This is a genomic window from Streptomyces sp. NPDC001135 (genome assembly GCF_053598395.1).
Genome location: NZ_JBSFKD010000023.1, coordinates 120,387 through 144,071 on the forward strand (window position 1 = coordinate 120,387; position 23,685 = coordinate 144,071).

Genomic DNA, 23,685 nt, shown 5'->3' on the forward strand with positions numbered 1-23,685 from the left:
CGTGTCCACATCGCGCGAAGACAGGATCGCGGCACTGCCCGCGCACCTGCGCGAGCAACTGCAGCGCCGCTTGGCCGGAGCGCCCGGGCAGGGCGATGACGGCGGGGTCACCGCGGACGGCACGGCCGGCGAACCGGCCATCGCGCCGGTGCCGCGAACCGGACCGCTGCCGATGTCCTTCTCCCAGCAACGCCTGTGGTTCCTGAGCGAGTTGGAGCCCGACGCGGTCGGCTACAACTCCTGCTTCGGACTGCGGCTGACCGGTGAGCTCGACGCCGGGGCACTGCGGAGCGCCCTCACCGGTGTGGTGCGGCGGCACGAGGCCCTGCGCACCACCTTCGACTCGGTCGACGGAAGGCCGGTGCAGATCCCGCACGACGCGTCCGAAGTCCCCTGCGAGCAGCTCGACCTGAGCCATCTCGTGGATCCCGGCCGGCAGGCCGAGCTGGACCGCGCGGTGTCGCGGGACCTGGCCCGGCCCTTCGACCTGCGCACCGGCCCCCTGCTGCGGGCCCTGCTGGTCCGCCTGGCGGAGCGGGAGCACATCCTCGTACTGACCCTGCACCACATCAACCACGACGGCTGGTCGCTGAGCATCTTCACCCGGGAGCTCGGCGAGCTGTACCGGGCCGGACGAGAGGGCCGGGCCGCCGCCCTGGCTCCGGTGCCGCTGCAGTACGCCGACTTCGCGGTGTGGCAGCGCGCCCAGCTGTCGCAGGCCTCGCTGGCACGGTCGCTGGACTACTGGAAGGGCCGGCTGACCGGTCTGACGCCGCTGGAACTGCCCGCCGACCGGCCCCGGCCCGCCGTACGGACCTCGGCGGGGGACGTGGAGTCCGTCGACGTACCGGCCGGGGTGGCCGACGGGCTGCGCGCGCTGTCCCGGCGGTGCGGGGCCACGCTGTTCATGACGCTGACCGCGGCCACCCAGGTGCTGCTGGCCCGCTGGACGGGGCAGTCCGACATCGCCGTCGGCACGCCTGTGGCCGGGCGCAAGCACCCCGGCCTGGAGGAGGTCATCGGCTTCTTCCTGAACACCCTGGTGCTCCGTGCCCAGGTCGAGCCCGGCATGCCGTTCGCCGCCCTTCTGGCGTCCACCCGCGAGTCCGTGCTGGACGCCTTCCAGCACGAGGACGTGCCCTTCGAGCAGGTGGTGGACGCGGTGCAGCCCGAGCGGGACGCGGGGCGGATGCCGTTGGCGCAGGTGCTGATCGTCCTGCAGAACGCCCCGGAAGCGCGCCTGGAGCTCAGCGGACTGGAGGTCGAGCAGTACCGGCTTCCCCAGGCCAGCACGGGCTTCGACCTGGTCCTGGGCTTCGAGGAGCGGTCCGACGGCTCGCTGGGCGTGGACGTGGAGTACAGCGGCGACCTGTTCGACGCCGCCACGGTGCGGCGGCTGTGCGGGCACCTCGTGACGCTGCTCGGCTCGATCGCGGCCACCCCCGACCGGCCGCTGGCGGAGCTGACGCTGCTCACCGATGACGAGCACCGGCGGCTGACCGCCGACTGGGCCCGTACCCCCGCACCGGACACCGACGACGTGTGCGTGCACGAACTGATCGCCCGGCGCGCGGCCGAGCACCCCGGGGTGGTCGCCGTGGAGTGCGGTGACCACCGGCTGACCTACGGCGAACTGGAGGAGAGGGCCGCGGAGCTGGCCCGGCGGCTGACCGCGTCGGGAGTTGCGGCCGGCTCTGTGGTGGGCATCTGCCTCGAGCGCGGCCCGGACCTGGTGGTGGCCACCCTCGCCGCCCTGAAGACGGGTTCCGCCTTCCTCCCGCTGAACGCCGCCTTCCCACCCGCCAGACGGGCACTGATGATCTCGGAGACCAAGGCGCCGGTCGTGCTGACCCAGCGCTCCCTGCTGGACGACTTCGCGGGCTCGGCCACCCGCGCGGTCGCCGTGGACGAGCCCTGGCCCGGCACCGGCACGGCCGCGCCCGCCATCGCCGAGCCGTGGGTGGAGCCGGAGGCGCTGGCGTACGTCATCTACACCTCCGGATCCACCGGTACCCCCAAGGGTGTGCTGCTCCGCCATCGCGGACTGGTCAACATGGTCACGGCCACCTCCCGCCGGTTCGGGCTCGGTGCGGGCAGCAGGGTGCTCCAGCTGTCCTCGCACAGCTTCGACGGCGCCGTGTGGGAGACCTTCGTCGCGCTCACCTCCGGCGCCACGCTGTGCCTGCCCGAACGCGGAGCCGACGCCATCGGCCCCGAACTGGTCACCCGTCTGGCCAAGGGCGGCCCGGTGCTGCTGAGTCTGCCGCCCGCGGCACTCGCGGCACTGGACCCGGCCGACCTCGCCGCCGGCTCCACCGTGCTGGCGGTCGGTGACCGCTGTCCGATCGAACTGGCCCGCGCCTGGTCGGGCCGGCACCGCTTCGTCAACGGTTACGGGCCCACCGAGACCACCGTCGGCGCGACCCTGTTCGAGGGCGAGATCCCCGCGGCGGCGGCCCGGCTGCCCATCGGGAAACCGATCCCGGGAGTGGAGGTCTACGTCCTGGACGAGGAGCTGCGGCCGGTGCCCGTCGGCGTGACCGGCGAGCTCTACATCGGCGGACGGGGGGTGGCCAAGGGCTACCTCGACCGCCCCGGCCTGACCGAGGAGCGCTTCGTACGCCATCCCTTCAGCGACAACCCCCGCGCCAGGCTGTACCGCACCGGTGACCTGGGCGCCTGGCTCCCCGGCGGGGACATCGACTTCCGGGGACGCACCGACGACCAGGTCAAGATCCGCGGGTTCAGGATCGAACTGGGCGAGATCGAGACCGTGTTGGCGCGGCTGCCCGGCGTGGACCAGGCGTGTGTCCTGGCACTGGCGCACGGCGGGCGCAAGCAACTGGTCGGCTATGTGGTGCCGGCCGCGGGCAGCGAACTCGACCCCGGACGGCTGTACGACGAACTGACCGCGCTGCTCCCGGAGTTCATGGTCCCGTCGGCCTTCGCCGTGCTGGACCGGCTGCCGCTGACCGCGCACGGCAAGGTGGACAGGCGTGCGCTGGCCGGCATGCCGGTGACCGCGCGGCAGGAGCACGTGGCACCGCGCACCGGACGGGAGGAGTCCCTGGCGGAGATCTTCCGCACCGTCCTGGGCGTGGAGCGGGTCGGCGTGCATGACGGCTTCTTCGACCTCGGCGGAGACTCCATCCTGTCCACACAGGTGGTCTCCCGTGCCCGGCAGGCCGGATGGGAGCTCACGGTCAAGGAACTCTTCCAGCTCAGGACAGTGGCCCGGCTCGCCGAAGTGATGCGCACCGCCGACACCGCCGGAGCGCCGCAGGACGAGCAGCCGGACACCGGGCCGGTGCCGCTGACCCCCGTGCAGCACTGGTTCTTCGACACCCATACCGTCAATCCGCACCACTTCAACCAGTCCGTCATGCTCGAACTCGCGTCGGACACCGACGCCGCCGCCCTGCGTGCCGCGCTCGAGGCCCTCGTCGGCCGCCACGACGCGCTGCGGCTGCGCTTCACCCGCGCCGACGGCCGGTGGCGGCAGGAGGTCACCGAGCACGCCGAGGGCCGCTGGCACTTCGCACGGCTCGACCTGTCCGGCATCCCGGACGAGGAGGTGTCCGGCCGCGTGGACGAGGCGGTGCTGGCCGCCCAGACGGGCCTGGACATCACCGAGGGGCCGCTGCTGCGCGCGGTGCTGTTCGACCTGGGCAGCGGCCGGGCACCCCGGCTCTTCCTCACGGTGCACCACCTGGCCGTGGACGGTGTCTCCTGGCGCGTCCTGCTGGACGACCTGCGGATCGCGTACGGGCAGCTGTCGGCCGGCAAGGACGCCGACCTCGGCCCGCGCAGCACATCCTTCGGGCAGTGGGCGCGACGCCTGGGCGAGTTCACGGCGGCGGGCGGCTTCGACGCCGAGGCCGAGCACTGGCGGGCCACCACGGCGAACGCCCCCGGGACCCCCGATCCGGGACGGGTCGCCGACGCCGGGGCGGTGCGGGAGCGGCTCGGCGCGGAGGAGACCGACGCGCTGTTGCGCCGGGTTCCCGGGAGGTACCGCGCGCGCATCAACGAGGTGCTGCTGGCCGCGCTCGGGCGGGCACTGACCGCCTGGACCGGTCAGGAGCGCACACTGATCGAGCTGGAGGGCCACGGCCGGGAGGACATCCTGGAGGGTGTCGACCTGTCCCGGACGGTCGGCTGGTTCACCGCCGCCCATCCGGTGCACCTGGCCGTGCCGGCCGACGCACCGATGCCCGTGGCGGTCCGCACGGTCAAGCGGCAGCTGCGCGCGGTGCCACAGCACGGCATCGGTTACGGCGCACTGCGCCATCTCGCCCCCGGCCGCACACCGCTGGAGCCGGTGCGGGCGCTCGTCGGCTTCAACTATCTGGGGCAGTTCGGCTCCGCGTTCACGGGCGACGAGCTGGTGGTGCGCCCCGTCCCGCACGGCGGCGCGGAGCACGAGCCCGCGGAGCGACGGGTGTACCCGCTGGACGTGGTGGGTTCGGTGGAGGACGGGCGGATGGAGTTCAGCTGCGCCTATCCCGTCGGCCGGTACACCGGGGAATCCGTCGCCGGGCTGCTGAGGGGCATGGTGGACGGCCTGCGCGAGCTGGTGCGCGAGACCGCCTGAACACCGTCGCGCGCGGCACACACCGTGTGCTCCTGCCTGCCCCACCATCGCCAGTCCACCCACGCCTGTTCAGGAGAGACATGACGCACCGAGCGCAGTCCACCGCGCCCGCCCGTGAGGCCCGTCGGCGCCGCTACCTCATGTGCCGTCCCACGTACTTCGACGTCACCTACCGCATCAATCCGTGGATGGACCCGGCCAAGCCGGTGGACACCGGCCTGGCCGTCGCCCAGTGGGAGAAGCTGCGGGCGCTGTATCTGGAGCTGGGGCACGAGGTGGAGCTGATCGACCCGCTCCCGGGATACCCCGACATGGTCTACGCGGCCAACGGCGCCACGGTGGTCGACGGCAAGGTCCTCGGTGCCCGTTTCCGCAACGCCGAGCGGTCCGCCGAGGGGCCGGCCCACCTCGCCTGGTTCGGGGACCACGGCTTCACCGAACTGCACGACCCCGCCCACATCAACGAGGGCGAGGGCGACTTCCTGGTGGCCGGGAGCCGGATACTGGCCGGCACCGGCTTTCGCAGCGCGCCCGAGTCGCACGCCGAGGCCCAGGAGTTCTTCGGCCGTCCCGTCATCGGCCTGGTGCTGACCGACGAGCGCTACTACCACCTGGACACCGCGCTCGCGGTGCTGTCCGACGACGAGGTGATGTACAACCCGCGGGCGTTCTCCCCGGGCAGCCGCGCCGTGCTGGAGCGGCTGTTCCCCGCCGCGGTGCAGGCCTCCCCGGAGGACGCGGCGGTCTTCGGGCTGAACGCCGTCAGCGACGGACGGTACGTGGTGCTGCCCGAGGCGGCCACCGGCCTGGCGCGGCAGCTGCGCGAGCGCGGCTTCGAGCCGATCGGCATCGACCTGAGCGAGCTCCTCAAGGGCGGCGGCAGCGTGAAGTGCTGCACCTTGGAGGTGCGCGAGCCCGCTGCCTGACGCCGTGGCGCCGAGGGCGGGACCGCCGGACCCGCCGCGCCCTTCCCGCCCTCACCCCGGCCTCCGTGCCTTCACCTTCCACCGACTGGAGACCCTTCGTGACCCAGCAGAACACCACGTCCGACCCGGGAACGTCCTTCGCCGGCGGCCGGGTGGTGACCGCCCCCGTGGACCCCGAGCCCTTCCTCCTGCGCATCGAGGCCACCGAGCCGGGGGTGCGCCTGGACCAGTGGATCAGCACCAACCGCGCGCGTCTGGGCGAGGAACTCCGGCGCCACGGCGCCCTGTTGTTCCGCGGCTTCGCGGTCGAGGACCCCGAGGACTTCGGGAGCGCCGCCCGTGCGTACTCGCCCGACCTGCTCGACTATCTGGAACGGGCGGCGCCGCGCACCGAGATCGCCGACAAGGTCTTCACCTCCACCGAGCTGGCCGCCGACCTGTGGATCGCCTTCCACCACGAGATGTCGTACTCCCACAACTGGCCGAGCGTCCTGTACTTCTACGGAGACCGCCCGTCCCCGCACGGCGGCGCCACCCCCGTGGCCAGCGAACGCGCGGTCTTCCCGAAGATCCCCGCGGAGATACGCGAGCGCTTCCAGCGCCACGGCGTCAGCTACGTGCGCAACTACAGCCCCGGGCTGGACATCCCCTGGCAGGACGTCTTCCAGACCACCGACCGGGCGGAGGTGGAGGCGTACTGCCGCGCCTCGCACACCGAGTTCACCTGGGTCGGCGACGACGGGCTGCGCACCCGCTCGGTCCGCCAGGCCGTGGCCCGGCATCCGCACACGGGCGAGACGGTGTGGTTCAACCACGCGCACATGTGGCACGTCTCCACCCTCCCCGACGAGGTGGCGGACTACCTCCTGGACGAGTACGGCCCGCAGGGGGTGCCCCGCAACGCGTTCTACGGCGACGGCACCCCCATCGAGGACGAGGCCGTGGAACTGATCGGCAACCTGTACAAGGAAGCCGCGGTGTCGCTGCCCTGGCAGCGTGGGGACGTCCTCGTGGTCGACAACTTCCTGGCCACCCACGCCCGGGAGCCGTTCACCGGCGACCGTCGCATCCTGGTGGCCATGTCCGACCTCCATGTGAGCCAGGACCTCTGAGGCGTGATGGTGCAGCGCACTGCACCTCCGTTCTGGGCATCCGCACCCGTGTGCGACGCGGCCCCCGCGAGGGACGATGAAGCCCGTCCGAAGACGCAGAGCAGAGGAGCCGCCGCGGTGGAAACGTTGGCAGCACGAGGGAGTACGGCCCGAGCGCGTCGACGTCCGGGTCCATGGGTGGCGCTGTCCCTGGCCGCCGTCTGTTCGCTGTCCCTTGGAGTGACCGCGTGCAAGCCCGAGGCCAAGACGGCGGACCGGGTCGAGGTGTGCGCCAAGGTGCTGGGACTGTCCTTCTTCAACCCGTTCCCCGACGACGCCGCCAAGGCCCGCAAGGACGTACGTGAGCGTGCGGACAAGCTCGACGAGCTTGCGAGGCAGGCTCCGGACGGCGACCTGCGCAAGGCCATCGAGTCCACCGCCCGATCACTGCGCCGGGCCGAGCCGAAGGACAGCGGGGCCCGAACCGTGCTGGGCTACCTCACCGAACAGAACGACCGGCTCAGGGAATTACGGAAGACCTGCACCGACTCCAAGAAATACTGACCCCTGGAATCACGGGTCGCAAAGCCCGGGTGGCGCGGGGCGAGTGAAACGCTCACCGCACACCCGGCCGGTCGCCGGGAATGGCACATTCCCCGTTGCATCCCCGCGCCCGGCTGACAGGGCGCCTCAGGACAATCCCCCGGTCTTGAGGCGCCCTTTGCCGTGCCCGGCCGTCCCCGCCCGCCGAAAACGAAAGAAGCCGCCCCCGGTATTTCCCGGTGACGCTTCGGGCGCTGCTGATCAGGCTCATTTCACGTCGCCTTAAAGACATGGTGGGCGTTGTTCCGCGGCGGCAGTCTGTAGGACATGACCGCACCGATCCCGTCTTCCGCAGGCCCGGCGTCCCGACCCGGCCGGCAGGCACGTCCGCGCCGGTACCTGATGTGCCGTCCCTCCTTCTTCGAGGTCACGTACTCGATCAACCCGTGGATGGACCCGGACAAGCCCGTGGACACCGAGTTGGCCGTCGCCCAGTGGGAGAGACTGCGGCGGCTGTACCTGGACCTCGGACACCGTGTGGACCTCATCGATCCTCTGCCGGGGCTGCCGGACATGGTGTACGCGGCCAACGGCGCCACGGTGGTCGACGGCAAAGTGCTCGGCGCGCACTTCCGTAACGCCGAGCGGGTTCCGGAAGGCCCGGCATACCTGGACTGGTTCCGTTCGAACGGATTCACGGAGCTGCACTATCCCGAACACGTCAACGAGGGCGAGGGAGACTTCCTCTGCACGGGCAGCTGGATTCTGGCGGGCACCGGCTTCAGGAGTTCCCCGGCCGGCCACGCGGAGGCCCAGGAATTCTTCGGACGCCCCGTCGTCAGCCTCCAGTTGACGGACCCCTCCTACTACCACCTGGACACGGCCCTCACGGTCCTGGACACGGACGAGATCGCCTACAACCCGGCCGCGTTCAGCCCGGGCAGCCTCGCGGTTCTGGAGGAACTCTTCCCCGACGCGGTGCTGGCCGGCCCCCAGGACGCCGCCGTCTTCGGGCTCAACGCGGTGAGCGACGGCCTGAACGTCGTACTGCCCGAGTCCGCCACGGGCCTCGCGGCCCAACTGCGGGAACGCGGCTTCCGGCCGGTCGGAGCCGACCTGTCCGAACTGCTCAAGGGCGGCGGCAGCGTCAAGTGCTGCACGCTCGAACTGCGTGAGCCCACCGCCTAGAGCCGGCAGCCACCGGCGGATCAGCGGTGGGGCTCCGGCCCCGACCGTCCGACCACGCCCCGTCCCAGGAGATCCAGGTACCGGATGAACGTGCTCGACGAAACCACCGCCCGGCTCCGTCGCGGCCAGTCGCCCGATCCGACCTTCCTCGCCGCCTTCCTCGACGCCGGGACGACGCGGCGGGACCGGGGGCGGGCATGACCGTTCTCGACCTCTTCGCCGCACAGGTCGCCCGTACCCCGGAGGCGACCGCCGTCGTCTCCGGCGCCCAGCGGCTCACCTTCGCCGAGCTGGACCGCCGTTCGGCCCGGCTCGCGCGGCGTCTGACCGGGCGAGGCGTCGGGCCGGAGACACTGGTGGGGCTGTGTGTGGACCGCGGCGTGCACATGGCCGTCGGTGTCCTCGCCGTACTGCGCTCCGGCGGGGCGTTCGTCCCTCTCGACCCGGCCTACCCGCACGATCGGCTGGCATGGATGACCGCCGACTCCGGCGTGCCGCTCGTCCTCACCACCGCTCCCCTCGCACGACGGCTGTTCAGCGGCGGGCCCGACGTGCTTTGTGTCGAGGAGGCGTCCGGGGAACCGGGCGAGCAGGACGGCTTCGACCGCGGCACCGTGGCGATCGGCCCGGACACCGCCGCCTACCTGATGTACACCTCCGGCTCGACGGGCACCCCCAAGGGCGTCGTGGTGGAGCACCGCAACCTGAGCGCCGTCCAGACGGCCTGGGAGGAACTCCACGGACTGAGCAGGGCCCGGCTGCGCTTCCTGTCGGTCAGCAGCCTCTCGGTCGACCTGTTCATGGCCGACCTGCTGCGTTCGGTCTTCGCCGGCGGCTCGATCGTCATCGCGCCCCGGGAGGCCGTCACCGACCCGGCGCTGCTGTTGCGCCTCCTGGACGAGACGGGCGGCGACGCCATGGAGCTGGTGCCGAGCCTCGCCAAGGCCCTGGCCCGGGAGGCGGCGGCCCGCCACCGTACCCTGCCGCCGCTCCGCCTCCTGTCGGTCGGCTCGGAGGCGTGGCTCGCCGAGGACTGCCGGGAGCTGCTGTCCCTGGTGCACCCGGACACCACCGTGGTCAACGCCTACGGGGCCACCGAGACGACCATCGACACCTGCGCGTACGTGCTGCGCGCCGGCCAGGTGCCGGACGGCCCCCTCGTGCCCCTGGGCACCCCGGTACCCGGAGCCGCCGTGCACGTCCTCGACGACCGTATGAGGCCGGTCCCCGACGGGCGGCCGGGCGAACTGTGGGTCGGCGGCGACGGCGTGGTCCGCGGCTACCACCGGCGCCCCCGCACCACCGCGGAGCGCTTCGTGCCGGACCCGGACACGCCCGGCCGCCGCCTCTACCGCACCGGGGACCTGGCCCGCCGACGGCCGGACGGCGTGCTGGAGTTCCTCGGCCGCCGGGACGAGCAGGTCAAGGTCCGGGGCTTCCGGGTGGAGACCGGAGAGGTCGAGAACGCGCTGGTGCGTCATCCCGGCGTGGCCGCCGCCGCGGTGACCGTGCGGGCCGGCCGCCTCGTGGGCCATGTGGTGCCGGCCGGGCCGGGACTGCCCGACCTCGCCGAGGTGCGCGCCGTCCTCGCCCGGCAGCTCCCGGACCACATGGTGCCCTCGGTGCTCGTTCCCCTCGACCGGCTGCCGGTGCTGCCGGGCGGCAAGGTGGACCGCGCGGCCCTGCCCGGGCCGTCGCGCCCCGACCCGGCGGACAGCGGGCACGGCACACCGCGCACCGACGCCGAACGCCTGCTCGCCGCCATCTGGGCGGACGTCCTCGGCGTGCCCGGCGTCGGCGTGCACGACGACTTCATCGCGCTGGGCGGCGACTCGGTGCTCGCCATGCAGGCCGTCGTCCGGGCACGCACCGCCCTGGGCGCCGACCTGCCCGTACGGGCCCTGTTCGACCACCGCACCGTGGCCGCCCTGGCCCGGGCCGCCGAGGACTTCCCGCCCCTGGGCACCGGCGGGCCGGACCACGGGATGGCGGGAGCCGCGGCGGGACGCCGCACCCTGCCCCTGGCCCCCACCCAGCACCGGCTCTGGTTCCTGCACGCCTACGCCCCCGGGCCGCAGTACACCACCGGCTGCGCCCTGCGCCTCACCGGCGACCTGGACCCCGGCGCCCTCGACGAGGCCCTCACCCGGCTCGTGGCCCGCCAGGAAGCGCTGCGCACGACCTTCGAGACCGCCGACGGCCGCGCCCTGCAGGTCGTGCACCCGCCGTTCCCCATGGCCGCCGAGCACACCGACCTCGCGGCCCTGCCGGAGCCGGGCCGCGAGCAGGAGGTGCAGCGGCTGCTGCGCGAAGAGGCGGGGCGCCTCTTCGACCTGGAGCGGGGACCGCTGCTGCGGGCCCGGCTGGTCCGGCTGTCCGACACCGAGCACGTACTCGTCCTGGCCGCCCACCACATCGTCACCGACGACTGGTCGTACGAGGTGATGGCCGCCGAACTGGGCGCGCACTACACGGCCGTGGCGACCGGCACCCCGGCGGACCTCCCGGCCCTGCCCGTCCGCTACGCCGACTACAGCGTCTGGCGACGGCGGGGACTCGCCGGCGGCCGTGACCGCGAGCTGCGCGAGCACTGGCGCGAGCGGCTCGCCGGAGTGATCCCCCTGGCGCTGCCGGCGGACCGGACGAGGACCACGACCGCCGCGGGCGCCGCCGACGTGGTCCGCACCCGCGTCCCGGGCGACGTGGCCGAACGGCTGCGACGGATCGGCCACGCACACGGCACCACCCTGTTCACCACCCTCCTCGCCGCCTGCCACACCTTCTTCGCCCGGCACACCGGGCAACGGGACGTCGCCCTGGGCACCGTGACCTCGGGCCGGGACCACGCCGCCCTCGACGACCTCGTCGGCTTCTTCGTCAACACCGTCGTGATACGGGCGACCGTGGACGAGGACCTGCCCTTCACCGCGCTGCTCGGCCGGGTCCGCGAGGCGGTGCTGGACGCGGTGGCCCACGACGAGCTGCCGTTCGACCGGCTCGTGGAGGACCTGGCACCGGTACGCGAGGCGGGCCGCACCCCGCTGGTCCCGGCCCTGGTGCTGATGCGCAACGCACCCGCACGAGAACGGCACTTCCACGGGCTGTCCGTCACCGAGACCGGCTTCCCCGCCGTCGGCGCCGCCTTCGAGCTCACCGTCGAGTTCCAGGACACCGGCGACGGCCTGGACACCGAACTCCGCTACGCCACGGACCTGTTCGACCGGGCAACCGCCGAGGCGATGGCCGCCCGGCTGACCACCCTGCTGGCCGCCGTGTCCGAGGACCCCGGACTCCGCCTGGCGCGGCTCGAACTGCTGCCCGGCGCCGAACGCGACCGGCTGCTGACGGACTGGAACGCCACCGGGGACCCCGTCACCGACGGCCTCGTCCACGAGACGATCGCCGCGCACGCCCGGCGCGCCCCCCACGCCACGGCCCTGACCGGCGACGGAACCGCGATCGACTATGCCGGGCTGGACAGCCGGGCCAACCGGCTCGCCCACCACCTGGCCGCGTGCGGCGCCGGCCCCGAGGACCTCGTCGGGCTGTGCCTGGACCGAGGCGCCGACCTCGTCGTCGCCGCGCTCGCCGTCCTCAGGACCGGCGCGGCGTTCGTCCCCCTGGACCCGGCCCAGCCCGCGGAACGGCTGGGCCGCATGGTCGCCGACGCCGCGCCGCGGGTGGTACTCGCCCACGAGCGCCACCTCCCCCTGCTCCCCGAAGACGCCGCCGTCGTCGTGGTGTGCGTGGACCGCGAGCCCGACAAGGCGGCCGTCGACCGCTGCCCGCCCACCCCGCCCGACGTGCCGGTGCACCCCGACAACCTCGCCTACGTGGTCTACACCTCGGGATCCACCGGCCGCCCCAAAGGCGTGGCGGTGCGGCACGCGGCGCTGTGCAACCTGGCCGCCGACAGCCGGCACTCCCTGGGGCTGCGCCCGGGCGCCCGCATGGCACAGCACCTCTCCTTCGGCTTCGACGGCGGCATCTGGCAGGTGCTCATGCCCCTGATGAACGGCGCGACCGTCTGCATGACCCCGCCGGGCGCGGCCGCCGACCCGGCCCGGCTGACCGAGCGGATCCGGCAGGACCGGGTCACCGTGCTCATGCTCCCGCCCGCGCTCCTCGGCCTCCTCGACCCCGCCGACCTGCCGGGACTCGAACGCGTCTGCTCCGCCGCGGACGTGTGTCCCCCCGGGACCGCCGCCGCCTGGCTGGCCACCCACCCCTTCGCCAACCTCTACGGGCCGACCGAGACGACCATGTGCTCGACGGCCCACCTGATGCCGCGCGGCCACGTCCCCGGGCCCCGCCGCCCGCTGCCCATCGGCGCACCCGTGCGCGGCGTGCGGCACTACGTCCTGGACGCGAGACTGCGCCCGGTGCCGACCGGGGTGACGGGCGAACTGCACATCGCCGGCGCCGGACTGGCCCGCGGCTACCACGGGCGCCCCGCGGACACCGCCGCACGGTTCGTGGCCGACCCCTGGGGCCGCCCCGGCGACCGCATGTACCGCACCGGCGACCTGGTGCGCCGGCGGTCCGACGGCACGTTGGAGTTCCTCGGCCGCGCGGACCACCAGGTGAAGATCCGCGGGTACCGCGTGGAACCCGCGGAGGCGACCGCGGCCCTGCTCCGGCACCCCGACGTCGCCGAGGCCGTCGTGACCACGCGCGACGACGGACCGGGGGACGGCCCACGGCTGGTCGCCCACATCGTCGCCCGCCCGGGCACCCGTGCCCCGGACGGCGCCGGGCTGCGCCGCTTCCTGGCCGGCCTGCTGCCGCCCTACCTGATCCCCTCGGCGTTCGTGCCGCTCGACGCCCTCCCGCTGAACGCCAGCGGGAAGGTGGACGGCGGGGCCCTGCCGGCCCCTGACGGGCGGCGGGACGCGGAAACCGCGTACGTCCCGCCGGGGACACCGCAGGAGGAGGCGCTCGCCGCTGTGTGGCAGGAGGTCCTGGAGACCGAACGCGTGGGCGTCGAGGACGACTTCTTTGCCCTCGGCGGCGACTCGATCACCAGCGTGCGGCTCGTCGCCCGGGCCCGCGCGGAGGGGTTCGCCTGCACCCCCGAGGACGTCTTCCTGCGCCGCACCGTCCGTGCGCTGGCCCGGACGTACACCGGCCGTCCGCCCGCCCGGCCCGCGACCTGCGCGCGGCCGGACACCGGCCCGGCCGAGCCGGCCGCCGCGACATACCCCCTCACCGCGCTGCAGGCCGGGCTGCTGTTCCACTCCCTGGCCGGTGACGGCAGCGACGTCTACGCCCGGCGGGTGGTCGTGACGATCACCGGAGTCACCGATCCGTACACCCTGGCCCGTGCCTGGCAGGAGGTCGTCGACCGTACGCCCGCCCTGCGCAGCCTGGTCGGCAGGGACGGCACCGGGCGGCACGTCCAGACCGTCCGCCCGGCCTTCACCGTTCCCGTGGCCCACCGCGACTGGCGGCACGTCCCCACCGGGGCGCGGGGCGCGCTGCTGGAGCGTCTGCTGGAGGAGGTCCGGGCCGAGGAGTGCGACCCCCGCCGCGACGTCCCGCTGCGGCTGGCCGTCGCCCGCCTGACCGACGACGAGGTCCAGGTGGTGTGGAGCTGCCACCACCTGTTCGTCGACGGCTGGAGCATCGCCGAGGTGCTGTCCGACGTCTTCACCGCGTACGCGGCACTGGCCCGCGACCGCGAGCCCGTCCTGCCGCCGCGCCGGCCCTTCGGGGACTACGTCCACTGGCTGGCCGCCCGCGACGACGCCGGTGACCGTGCCTTCTGGCGGGCCGCCCTGGAGGGCTTCCCCGGCCCGACGCCGCTGCCGTACGGGCGGACGCCCGCGGTCGGCCACCGCCCACGGCCCTCCGCCGCCCGCACGGTCACCCTCTCAGGGCCCGGACACCGCCGGCTGCGCGACGCCGCGCGCCGCCACGGCCTGACCGTCAACACCTTCGTCCAGGCGGCGTGGGCGCTGCTGCTGGCCCGGCACGGCGACACCGACGACGTGGTCTTCGGCGCCACCGTCTCCCACCGGAGCCCGGAGCTGGCCGGCGCGGAGTCCGTCATCGGGCTGCTGATCAACACCCTCCCGGTGCGGGTGCGCGTCGACGAGGACGCCCGGGTCCTGGACTGGCTGCGCACCCTGCAGGCCGAGCAGGCGCGGGCCCGGCAGCACGACGCGTTCCCGCTGCCGAACCAGGCGGCCAACGCCGGCCTGCCCCCGGGGACCAGCCTGTTCCACACCGCGGTCGCCTTCGACAACGTCCCCGTCGAGCCCGGCTCCGTCGCGTCGGACGGACTGCGGGTCACCGCCCTGGAGACCGGCAACTCCACCCACTACCCCCTGTCCCTCCTCGTCTACACCACCACTGACCTGGTCTTCGAGATGCGGTACGACCCCGGGCTGTACGACGAGGAGGACACGCTGCGGCTGGCCGGCCAGTTGCGCGGGCTGCTCACCGCCCTGGCCGCCGTACCCGACGGCCCGGTGTGCGACGTGGCCCTGCCTCCCGGACCGGACGGCGCCGCGACGCCCGGTGCGCCCGAACCCCGGTGCGCCCACGAGCTGTTCGCGGAGCAGGTGGCGCGGACCTCCGCCGCGACGGCCGTCGTCGGCACCGGGGGCGAGGTCACCTACGCGGAACTGGACGCGCGCACCGACGGGCTGGCCCGTCTCCTGCGGCAGCACGGGGTGGGGGCCGAGACCGTCGTCGGTGTCGCGGTGCCCCGCGGCCCCGGCCTGGCCGTCGCGGTCCTGGCGGTCCTCAAGGCCGGCGGCGTGTGCCTGCCGCTGGACCCGGCCCTGCCGGCCGCGCGCCTGGCCTGGATGCTGGTCGACGCGGGCGCGGCGGTCCTGGTCACCGGTGACGCCACCGTCCCGGCGTGGTGCCCCGCGGGACTCCCGGTCGTGGCCGTGGACGGGCAACCGCACCAGGAGCCCGGCCGAACAGCCCCCCGGCCCCGGATCCGGCCCGGCAACGCGGCGTACGTGATCTACACGTCGGGTTCGACGGGACGGCCGAAGGCCACGGCCGTGACCCACCAGGGCCTGACCGGGATGCTCGCCGGAGCGTGCGGCGCGGCCGGCCCAGGCCCCGGCGACCGGGTCCTGCAGTTCGCCTCGGTGAGTTTCGACGCGGCGTTCTGGGAGCTGTCCATGGCCCTGTTCACCGGGGCGGCGCTGGTCACCGTGCCGGCCGAGCGGCTGCTGCCCGGGCCGGAACTGGTCCGTACCGTCACCGAGTACGGCGTCACCCACGTCACGCTGCCCCCGGCCGTGCTCGCCGTCCTGCCCCCGGACGGCCTGCCCACCGGCCTCGTGCTCCACGTGGCGGGGGAGCGCTGCCCGGCGGAGGTCGCCGGCCGCTGGGCCGCCGGCCGGCGGATGTTCAACGCCTACGGGCCGACCGAGGCCACCGTGTGCGCCACCGTCAGCAGCCGCCTCGACGGCGACCGGGAGCCCCCGATCGGCTCCCCGGTCCCCGGCATGCGCGCCCTGGTGCTGGACCGCCGGCTGCGCCGGGTGCCGCCCGGCGTCCCCGGCGAACTCCACCTGGCCGGACCCGGCCTGGCCCGTGGCTACCCGGGCCGCCCCGCACTGACCGCCGGCCGGTTCGTCGCCTGTCCGTACGGGCCGCCCGGCAGCCGCATGTACCGCACCGGCGACGTGGTCGTCCGGGAGCCCGACGGCGCTCTGCGCTTCCTCGGCCGCAGTGACGACCAGGTCAAGGTGAGGGGGTTCCGCGTCGAGCCCGGAGAGGTGGAGGCGGTGCTCCGGGCGCACCCCGGTGTGGCGCAGGCCGCCGTGGTCGCCGTCGGGACGCAGCAGCGACGGCGGCTCACGGCCCGCATCGTGCCCGCGCCCGGCGGGCCCGTGCCCACGGCGGCGGCGATCCGCGCCCATCTGACGGACCGGCTGCCCGCACACCTGGTGCCCTCCGCCATCGGGCTCGTCGAGGCCCTGCCGCTCACCTCCCGCGGCAAGGTCGACCGGCAGGCGCTGGCAGCCGCCCCGGTGCCGCGCGAGGACACCGGCCCGGCCCCGCGCACCGCCGCCGAACGGGCCGTGGCCGCGCTCTGGGCCGACCTCCTGGACCGCGGCCCGCAGGAGATCGGGGCGCGCGAGAAGTTCTTCGAGGCCGGCGGCTCCTCACTGACGCTGCTGGAACTCGCGGGACGGCTGGGCGCCCTCGGCGGGACCGAGATCCCGGTGGCCGCCCTTCTGGACCGTCCGACGGTCGAGGCGATGGCCCGCCTCCTGGCGGAACGCACCGGGGGCCCGGCCGACGACGACGGAAACGACTACGTACTGTGAGGCGAGGCGACGACATGGGCGACAGGGCCGACGGGACCGGCACGGGCGGGACACGGCGGGAAGCGGTCGCGATCATCGGGGTGGCCTTCGCCCTGCCCGGGGCCGAAGACCTCGGCGCGCTGCACGAGAACCTGCGCACCGGGCAGGTCGCCTTCGGCGACCCCGGGCCGGAGCGGGTGCGCCACGCGGGCGGCGACCCCGCCGTGGCCTACGCGCCCTCCGCCTACCTCGACCGGATCGACCTCTTCGACCACCACTTCTTCGGACTGTCACGGCGCGAGGCGGACCTGATGGACCCGCACCAGCGCCTCGTCCTCCACCTGGTGCACCAGGCCGTCGAGCACGCCTGTTACGCCCCGGGTGCCCTGCGGGGCACCCGGACGGCGGTGGTGCTCAGCGCACCCGACCCGCGCTACGCGGACCTCCTGCACGACGACGACCCCCGGCAGATCCTCGGCACCCTGCCGTCCGCGATCTCCGCCCGCGTCGCCTACCTCCTCGACCTGACCGGCCCGGTCCTCGTCGTGGACACCGCGTGCAGCGGCAGCCTGGCCGCCCTCGCCGGCGCCGTCACCGAACTCCGCGAGGGCCGGGCCGACCTGGCCGTGGCCGGCGGCGTGAGCGTCCAGACGCTGCTGCGACCGCGGGCCGGGCACGACCCGCTGCCGGGCATCGAGTCGCCCGGCGGAGTGTGCCGCCCCTTCGACGCGGAGGCCGACGGCACGGCCGGGGGAGAGGGCGGCGGGATCGTCGTCCTCAAGCGGTTGTCCCAGGCCGTCGCCGACCACGACGTGATCCACGCCGTGGTGCGCGGTGTCGCCGTCAACCACAACGGCTACCGCGCCGCCAGCATGAGCGCCCCCAGCAAGGAGGCGCAGGCCGAGGTGATCGGCGCCGCCTGGCAGGACGCGGGCGTCCCCCTCGGCACCGCGGGGTACTTCGAGTGCCACGGCTCGGGCACGCCGCTCGGCGACATGATCGAGGCGGGGGGCTTGCGGATGGCCCTGGAGGCCGCCGGCGCACCCCGCGGGCCGTCCGGACAGCGCTGGATCGGGGCCGTCAAGGGCAACGTCGGGCACCTGGACCACGCCTCCGGTATGGCGGGCCTGTGCAAGGTGCTCGCCGGCCTGCGCCACGCCACGATCTACCCGACCGCCGGCTTCCGCACCCCCAACGCCGCGCTCGGTCCGCAGGGGCCGCTCCGCGTGGCCACCGAGCCACGGCCCTGGGACCCGCCGGGCGACGGCCTGCCGCGCCGGGCCGGGCTGAGCTCGTTCGGCCTGACCGGGACCAACGTGCACGTGGTCGTCGAGGAGGCACCCGACCGCCGGGGGGACGACGGACCGAGGCCCCGGGGCACCGAACTCGTCACGGTGTCCGCCGCCTCGGCCGCTGCCCTGGACCGCCGGGCGGAGCTCCTCGCCGGCTTCCTGGCCGGCACCGACCTGGACCTGGCCACGGTCGCCCACGCGCTCAACCGGGGGCGTGACGACCATCCGCACCGACGCGCGTTCACCGTGCCCGACGTGCCCGCCCTGCTGGCCGCGCTGCGCACCCCGGCCGGTCCGGAACACCCGGCATCCGCCGCACCGGTGGTCCTGCTGTTCTCCGGTGACGGCGACGTCGGGGCGGCCCCGGGCCAGGACCAGGCGTTCTGGCACCGGCTGCGGGACGAACTCCCCCCACTGGCGACGGCGGAGGACTCCTTCGGCGCACGGGCGGACCGTCCCGCCGGGGCCACAGAACTGATGGTGCGTCAGCTCGCCCTGTACCGGCTGGCCGAGTCGCTCGGCCTGGACACCGGTCGACTCGTGGGGGCCGGCCCGGGCAACCTCGCCGTACGGGTGGCCCGGGGCCGGACGGCCGCCGCGGACGCCCTGCGGGAGGCGGCCGGCACCCAGCTCAGCGACCACGTCGACGACCGGGGGCTGCGCCGTGCGGTCAAGGACTTCGTCCGCGACGGGGCGCTCCTCGTCGAACTGGGGCGGGACGGGGCCCTGACCCGAAGGATCCGGGACCTGGCCCCCGAGCTGACCGTCGTGCCGCTGATCGGCGGCACCGGTCGCGACGGCGTGCTGACGGCGCTCGCCGGGCTGTACGAGCGGGGCGCCGGGATCGACTGGGAGCGGTACTACGCGGGGCGCCGGATCCCGCGCGCCGAACTCCCCACCTACCCCTTCGAGTCCGTCTCCTGCTGGCACGCGGCGCCGGCCGCCACCCGGCCCGCCCGACAGGCCCCCGCGCCGGCCGTCTCCCCCCGGCCGGCGGCGGAGGACCCCGCCGATCTCGAACGGGCCGTCGCCGACCTGTGGTCCCGCGTCCTGAAGGACCCGGGCGTGGGACCGGGATCGGACTACTTCGACCTCGGGGGCAACTCCCTGGCGGGCATCACCCTCTTCAGGGAGGCCGGGGCGCGCTTCGGGGTCCGGCTCACCTTCGACGACCTCTACCGGCACCGCACCGTCCGTGAGATGGCCGCGCTGATCGGCCGTCGGCGCGCGGAGGAAGGGGCCTGGGCGGACGGGCCCGTCCCCGTCCTGCCCGCCGGGACCCGGATCCCGCTGTCGTACAACCAGGAACAGCTGTGGTACCTGGACAAGCTCGCGCCGCCCGGCCCGCTCTACAACATCCCCGGTGACATCCGCTACTCCGGCCCCCTGGACGTGGCCGCCCTGCGCGCGGCCCTGCACGACGTGGTGGCACGGCACGCCGTGCTGCGCACCCGGATCGAGGAGGAGCGCGGCGTTCCGTCCGTACGCCACGACGCCCCGTACCCCGACCTGGACGTCATCGACGTCAGCGCCCTGCCCGATCCGGAACACGAGGTCCGCGGCCTCGTACGGGCGCAGGCCCGGGCGCACTTCGACCTCGCGACCGGACCGCTGCTGCGCACCACGCTGGTCAAACAGGCCGAGGAGGACCACGTCTTCCTCGTCACCTGGCACCACATCGTCTTCGACGGCTGGTCGCCCGTGGTCTTCTTCCGTGACCTCGCCGCCTGTTACGCCGCGCGCAGGACCGGAGGAACCCCGAGCCTGCCGGAACTGCGCGTGGGGTACGGCGACTTCGCCGCCTGGCAGCGGTCCCGGCTCGACGGCGACCGGCTGGAGAACGGCCTGCGCTGGTGGCGCGGTCAGCTGGCCGGCCTGCGGCCCGCCGAACTCCCCCTCGACCGGCCCCGGCCGGCGGTCCAGTCCCACGCCGGTGACCTGCTGCGCTTCGAGCTCCCGCCGGAACAGGGCCGACGGCTGCGCGACTTCAGCGGGCGGGAGGGCGTGACGACCTTCGTCACCCTGCTCGCCGTGGTCGACGCCCTGCTGCACCTGTGGGCCGGCCAGGAGGACGTGGTGGTCGGCGCGGCCACCTCGGGCCGCTACCACCCGGACACCCACGACCTGATCGGCTACTTCAACAACGTGCTGCCGTTCCGCACCCGGGTCGAGGGCGCACTGACGTTCCGTGAACTCGTCCACCGCTGCGCGCGGACCGTCACCGGTGTGCTCGACCACGAGGAGGTTCCCTTCGGCAAGATTGTTTCCGACCTCCGGCCGAAGCGGGACCCCGCCCGGCACCCGCTGTACACCGTCGCCTACACCCACCAGAACACCGCCGCCCATTCCGAGGCGCTGGACGGGCTCACCGCCTCCCCGGGCAGCGGCACCTTCGGCGGCATCGCCCCCGGCACCTCCAAGGTCGACCTGACCATCGGCGTGAACGACGAGGACGGCGGCCCGATGGTCGGCTACCTGGAGTACGCCGTCGACCTGTTCGACCGCTCGACGATGCAGGAACTGGCACGCTCCTTCCAGGACCTGGTCGGCGCGGCCATGGCCGACCCCGACCGGAAGGTGGCCGACCTGGCTCCCGCGGCGCCGGCGGCCCCGGCCACCGCGGTGCTGCGGGGAGCCGAACGGCCGCTGCCGGCGGAGCCCGTGCACGCGGCCGTCGCGCGCCGGGCCGCCGAGGATCCCGACCGACCCGCGATCGTCGACGACCTCACGGGCGAGACCCACACCTACGCGGAGATCGACGCCCGGGCCGGCCGGCTCGCCCGGCGGCTCCACGCCGCCGGCACCCGGCCCGGGAGCACGGTCCCGGTCAAGGCCGCCCGCGGCGCCGAGCTCCTGGTGGGCTGGCTGGGCGTCCTCAGGGCCGGCGCCGCCTTCGTCCCGGTGGACCCCGCACTGCCGCAGGCGCGGGTCGCGGACATGCTGGGCCCGCTGGACTGCCCGGTCGTCGTCCTGGGCGAGGGCCTCGCGTCCCCCTGCCCGGGCGCCCGGGAGGTGCCGACCGGGCCGCGCGAGCCCGGCGGGCGGTCCGGGCGAGCCGACCCGCCCGCCGACCCGGGGCCCGACGAGCCCGCCTACGTCGCCTTCACCTCCGGCTCCACGGGCCGGCCGCACGGCTGCGAGGTCACACACCGCTCCCTGCTCAACCTGCTGACGTGGTACGGCACCCGAACCGGGCTGGGCCCCGCCGACCAGGTCGCGCAGACACTGCCCCCCAGCTTCGACGGCAGCGTCCTGGAGACCCTCGCGGCCCTGCTGCACGGCGCGACGCTCCATGTCCTGCACGACGCCCTGCTCAGTCCCGCCGCGCTGCTGCGATGGATGGCGGAACACCGGATCACGGTGACCTGTCTGCCCACCGCCCTCACCGACGTGGTGCTGCGCGAGTACCCCGTCGTACCGGACCTGGCGCTGCGGGTCCTGGCCACCGGCGGGGACCGGCTGCGCACCCGCCCGCCGGAGCACGTGCCCTTCCGCGTCCTCAATCTCTACGGACCCACGGAGTGCGCCGTGGTGGCGACCTGGTCCGAGGTGCTGCCGGGACCGGACACCGACCCGCCCGGCATCGGCGTGCCGATCGACAACACCGCCGCCTACGTGCTCGGACCGGACGGACGCCCCTGCGCGCGCGGCGAGGTGGGGGAGCTGTACCTGGGCGGTGCGGGCGTCGGCCGTGGCTACCACCGCCTGCCGGCCCGGACCGCGGCACGCTTCCTGCCGGACCCCTTCACGGCCCGTCCGGGCGCGCGCATGTACCGCACCGGCGACCTCGCGAGCCTGGCCGCGGACGGGACGCTCCGGTTCCACGGCCGCGCCGACGACCAGCTGGAGCTCCGCGGACACCGCGTCGAACCCGCGGAGATCGAACGCGTCCTGCTCGAACACCCGGCCGTACGCGAGGCCGTCGTCCTCCCCGGCCTCCCGGAGCACGACGGCGGGACCGTGCGCCTGACGGCACACGTCGCGGGTGACCGCCTCCCGGCGGACGCGGAGGTGACCGCCTGGGCGGCGGCCCGGCTGCCGGCCCCCATGGTGCCCGCTCGCGTCGTCGCCCACGACGGACGGCTCCCGAGGACAACCGGCGGAAAGACCGATCGCAAGGGGATGATGAGCATGCAGAACCGCACCGGACCGGCGGGAGAGGACCACTCGAAGGCGGCGGGGCCCGCGGGGAGCAGCGCGCAGGCCGAGCGGATCCTCGCCGGGATCTGGGCGGACGTCCTGCGCCGCGACGCCGTCGGCCCGTACGACGACTTCTTCGCGATCGGCGGTGACTCCGTGCTGAGCGTGGCCGTCGCCGCGCGGGCGGAGGCCGCGGGCCTGTCCCTGACCCCCCACGACGTCATCAGCCGGCCCGTGCTGCGCGACCTGGCGGCCGGCGCCCCGGCCGCCGGCCCCGACGCCGCCGCGCCCGTCCCCGCGCCGCCGGCCGCGGCGGACGACGGGCCGCTGCCGCTGACGCCGCTGATGCACGGCCTGCTGGACAACGCCCGCGACGGCGCCCGCGACTTCGTCGTCGCCGAGGTCCTCGAGACCGACCCGGCCGTCGGCGCTGAAGCGCTGCGGGCCGCCTTCGACCGCCTGCTGGAGCTGCACGAACCCCTGCGCTTCCGGTTCCGCCGCAACGCCATCGGCCGCCGGATCGAGTCCCTCGACGCGACGTCGCTGCCGGCCCCCCTGGACGTCAAGGTGCTGCCGGTACTGGACGAGGGCGCCGAACTCCCCGTGCTGGAGGCCGACAAGGAGGAACTCATCGCCGACATCGACCCCTTCCGGGGCTCGATGCTGCGGGCCCGGTTCTACGACCGAGGCCCCGGCCGCACCGGTCTGCTCACCCTGGTCGTCCACCACTTCGCCTACGACCACATCTCGGCGGTCCCCCTCCTGGAGGACCTCAACGCCGCGCTCCGCGAGCGGGCCGGGGCGCCCGCCGACCCCCGCGACCCCCGCGACCGCCGCGCCTGGCGGGCGTGGAGCCGGCACCTGACCGCCGTGGCGGACTCCGACGAGGTGGCGGGCGAGGCCGCGTACTGGACCGCGGTACTGCAGGGCGGCCGGGCCGCCGGCGGCCCGCAAGCCCGCCCCGGCGCCCCGGCACCGCGCCCCGGCGGCCCGCTGCTGGTGCGCCGGGCCCTCAGCGGGGACCGGGTGGCGCAGGCGCTGCGGGAGAGCGGTGCCGAGGGGCGCGAGGCGGCGCTGACGGCGGCCGCCTGCGCGTGGAGCCGCTGGACCGGCTGCTCCGACGCCTACCTGATGACGGTGGGCGAAGGGACGCCGAACACCCTGCGGCCGGCCCCACGGTCGCGTTCGGTCGGCTGGTTCACCCACGCCTTCCCTGTCCTCCTCCCGGCCGGCGCGCGGCACGCCGGCGAGGTCCTGCCCGAGGCCGCCCTGCGGCTGCGGGCGGTGCCCAACGACGGCGTCGGCTACGGGATCCTGCGCCGGCTGAGCCCCGCGGGGCCGGTCACCGACCGGCTGCGTGCCCTGCCCGAGCCGCAGGTCCTCGTCGAGCACACGGCGACCGGAGGCGACGCCCTGAAGGTCGGTGACGGGCCGGTGTGGATCCGCTCCGAACCGCTGGTCGTCCAGCACCGCTCGCTGCTGGCGTACGTGCCGTTCGCACTGTCCAGCATGATGATCGGCGAAGAGCTGGTGATCCACCTCGTGCACGACGGAACGACCCCCGCACAGCGGGTGGAGGAGCTGGCCGATCACCTCGTCGACGCGTTCACCGAACTCGCGGGGGAGCGCTGA

7 protein-coding genes are annotated in these 23,685 nt (G+C 74.6%); all 7 read left to right on the forward strand.

Translation table 11 applies throughout. The annotated features are described in order from the left end of the window. Position 1: 1 nt before the first annotated feature. The 7 genes from ACWC94_RS26310 (at position 2) to ACWC94_RS26340 (ending at position 23,685) form a co-directional block, all read left to right on the forward strand. A complete protein-coding gene (locus ACWC94_RS26310; protein WP_450799513.1) occupies positions 2-4,594 on the forward strand; it encodes an amino acid adenylation domain-containing protein in 4,593 nt (1,530 codons plus the stop codon). 80 nt (positions 4,595-4,674) lie between these two features. Next, complete coding sequence (gene ddaH, locus ACWC94_RS26315) at positions 4,675-5,520, forward strand: dimethylargininase (RefSeq protein ID WP_450799514.1); 846 nt, start codon at positions 4,675-4,677, stop codon at positions 5,518-5,520. A 98-nt stretch (positions 5,521-5,618) separates the two neighbouring features. After that, a complete protein-coding gene (locus tag ACWC94_RS26320; protein WP_450799515.1) occupies positions 5,619-6,632 on the forward strand; it encodes a TauD/TfdA family dioxygenase in 1,014 nt (337 codons plus the stop codon). A gap of 177 nt (positions 6,633-6,809) precedes the next feature. After that, positions 6,810-7,175 carry a hypothetical protein gene (locus ACWC94_RS26325; protein WP_450799516.1) on the forward strand — a complete coding sequence of 122 codons (366 nt, stop codon included), beginning with the start codon at positions 6,810-6,812 and terminating at the stop codon, positions 7,173-7,175. Between the two features lie 306 nt (positions 7,176-7,481). After that, positions 7,482-8,342 (forward strand): dimethylargininase, encoded by an 861-nt coding sequence (gene ddaH, locus ACWC94_RS26330; protein WP_450799517.1) that lies wholly within the window; start codon positions 7,482-7,484, stop codon positions 8,340-8,342. 197 nt (positions 8,343-8,539) lie between these two features. Next, positions 8,540-16,642, forward strand: a complete 8,103-nt coding sequence (locus ACWC94_RS26335) for an amino acid adenylation domain-containing protein (protein WP_450799518.1) — start codon at positions 8,540-8,542, stop codon at positions 16,640-16,642. A gap of 14 nt (positions 16,643-16,656) precedes the next feature. Further along, entirely contained in the window at positions 16,657-23,685 is a 7,029-nt protein-coding gene (locus ACWC94_RS26340) for an amino acid adenylation domain-containing protein (RefSeq protein ID WP_450799519.1), read from the forward strand.

What these genes read in the sequence shown, in the direction of transcription:
- ddaH (WP_450799514.1), top strand. Translation starts at nt 4,675, where the DNA reads ATGACGCACCGAGCGCAGTCCACCGCGCCCGCCCGTGAGGCCCGTCGG.
- ddaH (WP_450799517.1), top strand. Translation starts at nt 7,482, where the DNA reads ATGACCGCACCGATCCCGTCTTCCGCAGGCCCGGCGTCCCGACCCGGC.
- ACWC94_RS26335 (WP_450799518.1), top strand. Translation starts at nt 8,540, where the DNA reads ATGACCGTTCTCGACCTCTTCGCCGCACAGGTCGCCCGTACCCCGGAG.
- ACWC94_RS26340 (WP_450799519.1), top strand. Translation starts at nt 16,657, where the DNA reads ATGGGCGACAGGGCCGACGGGACCGGCACGGGCGGGACACGGCGGGAA.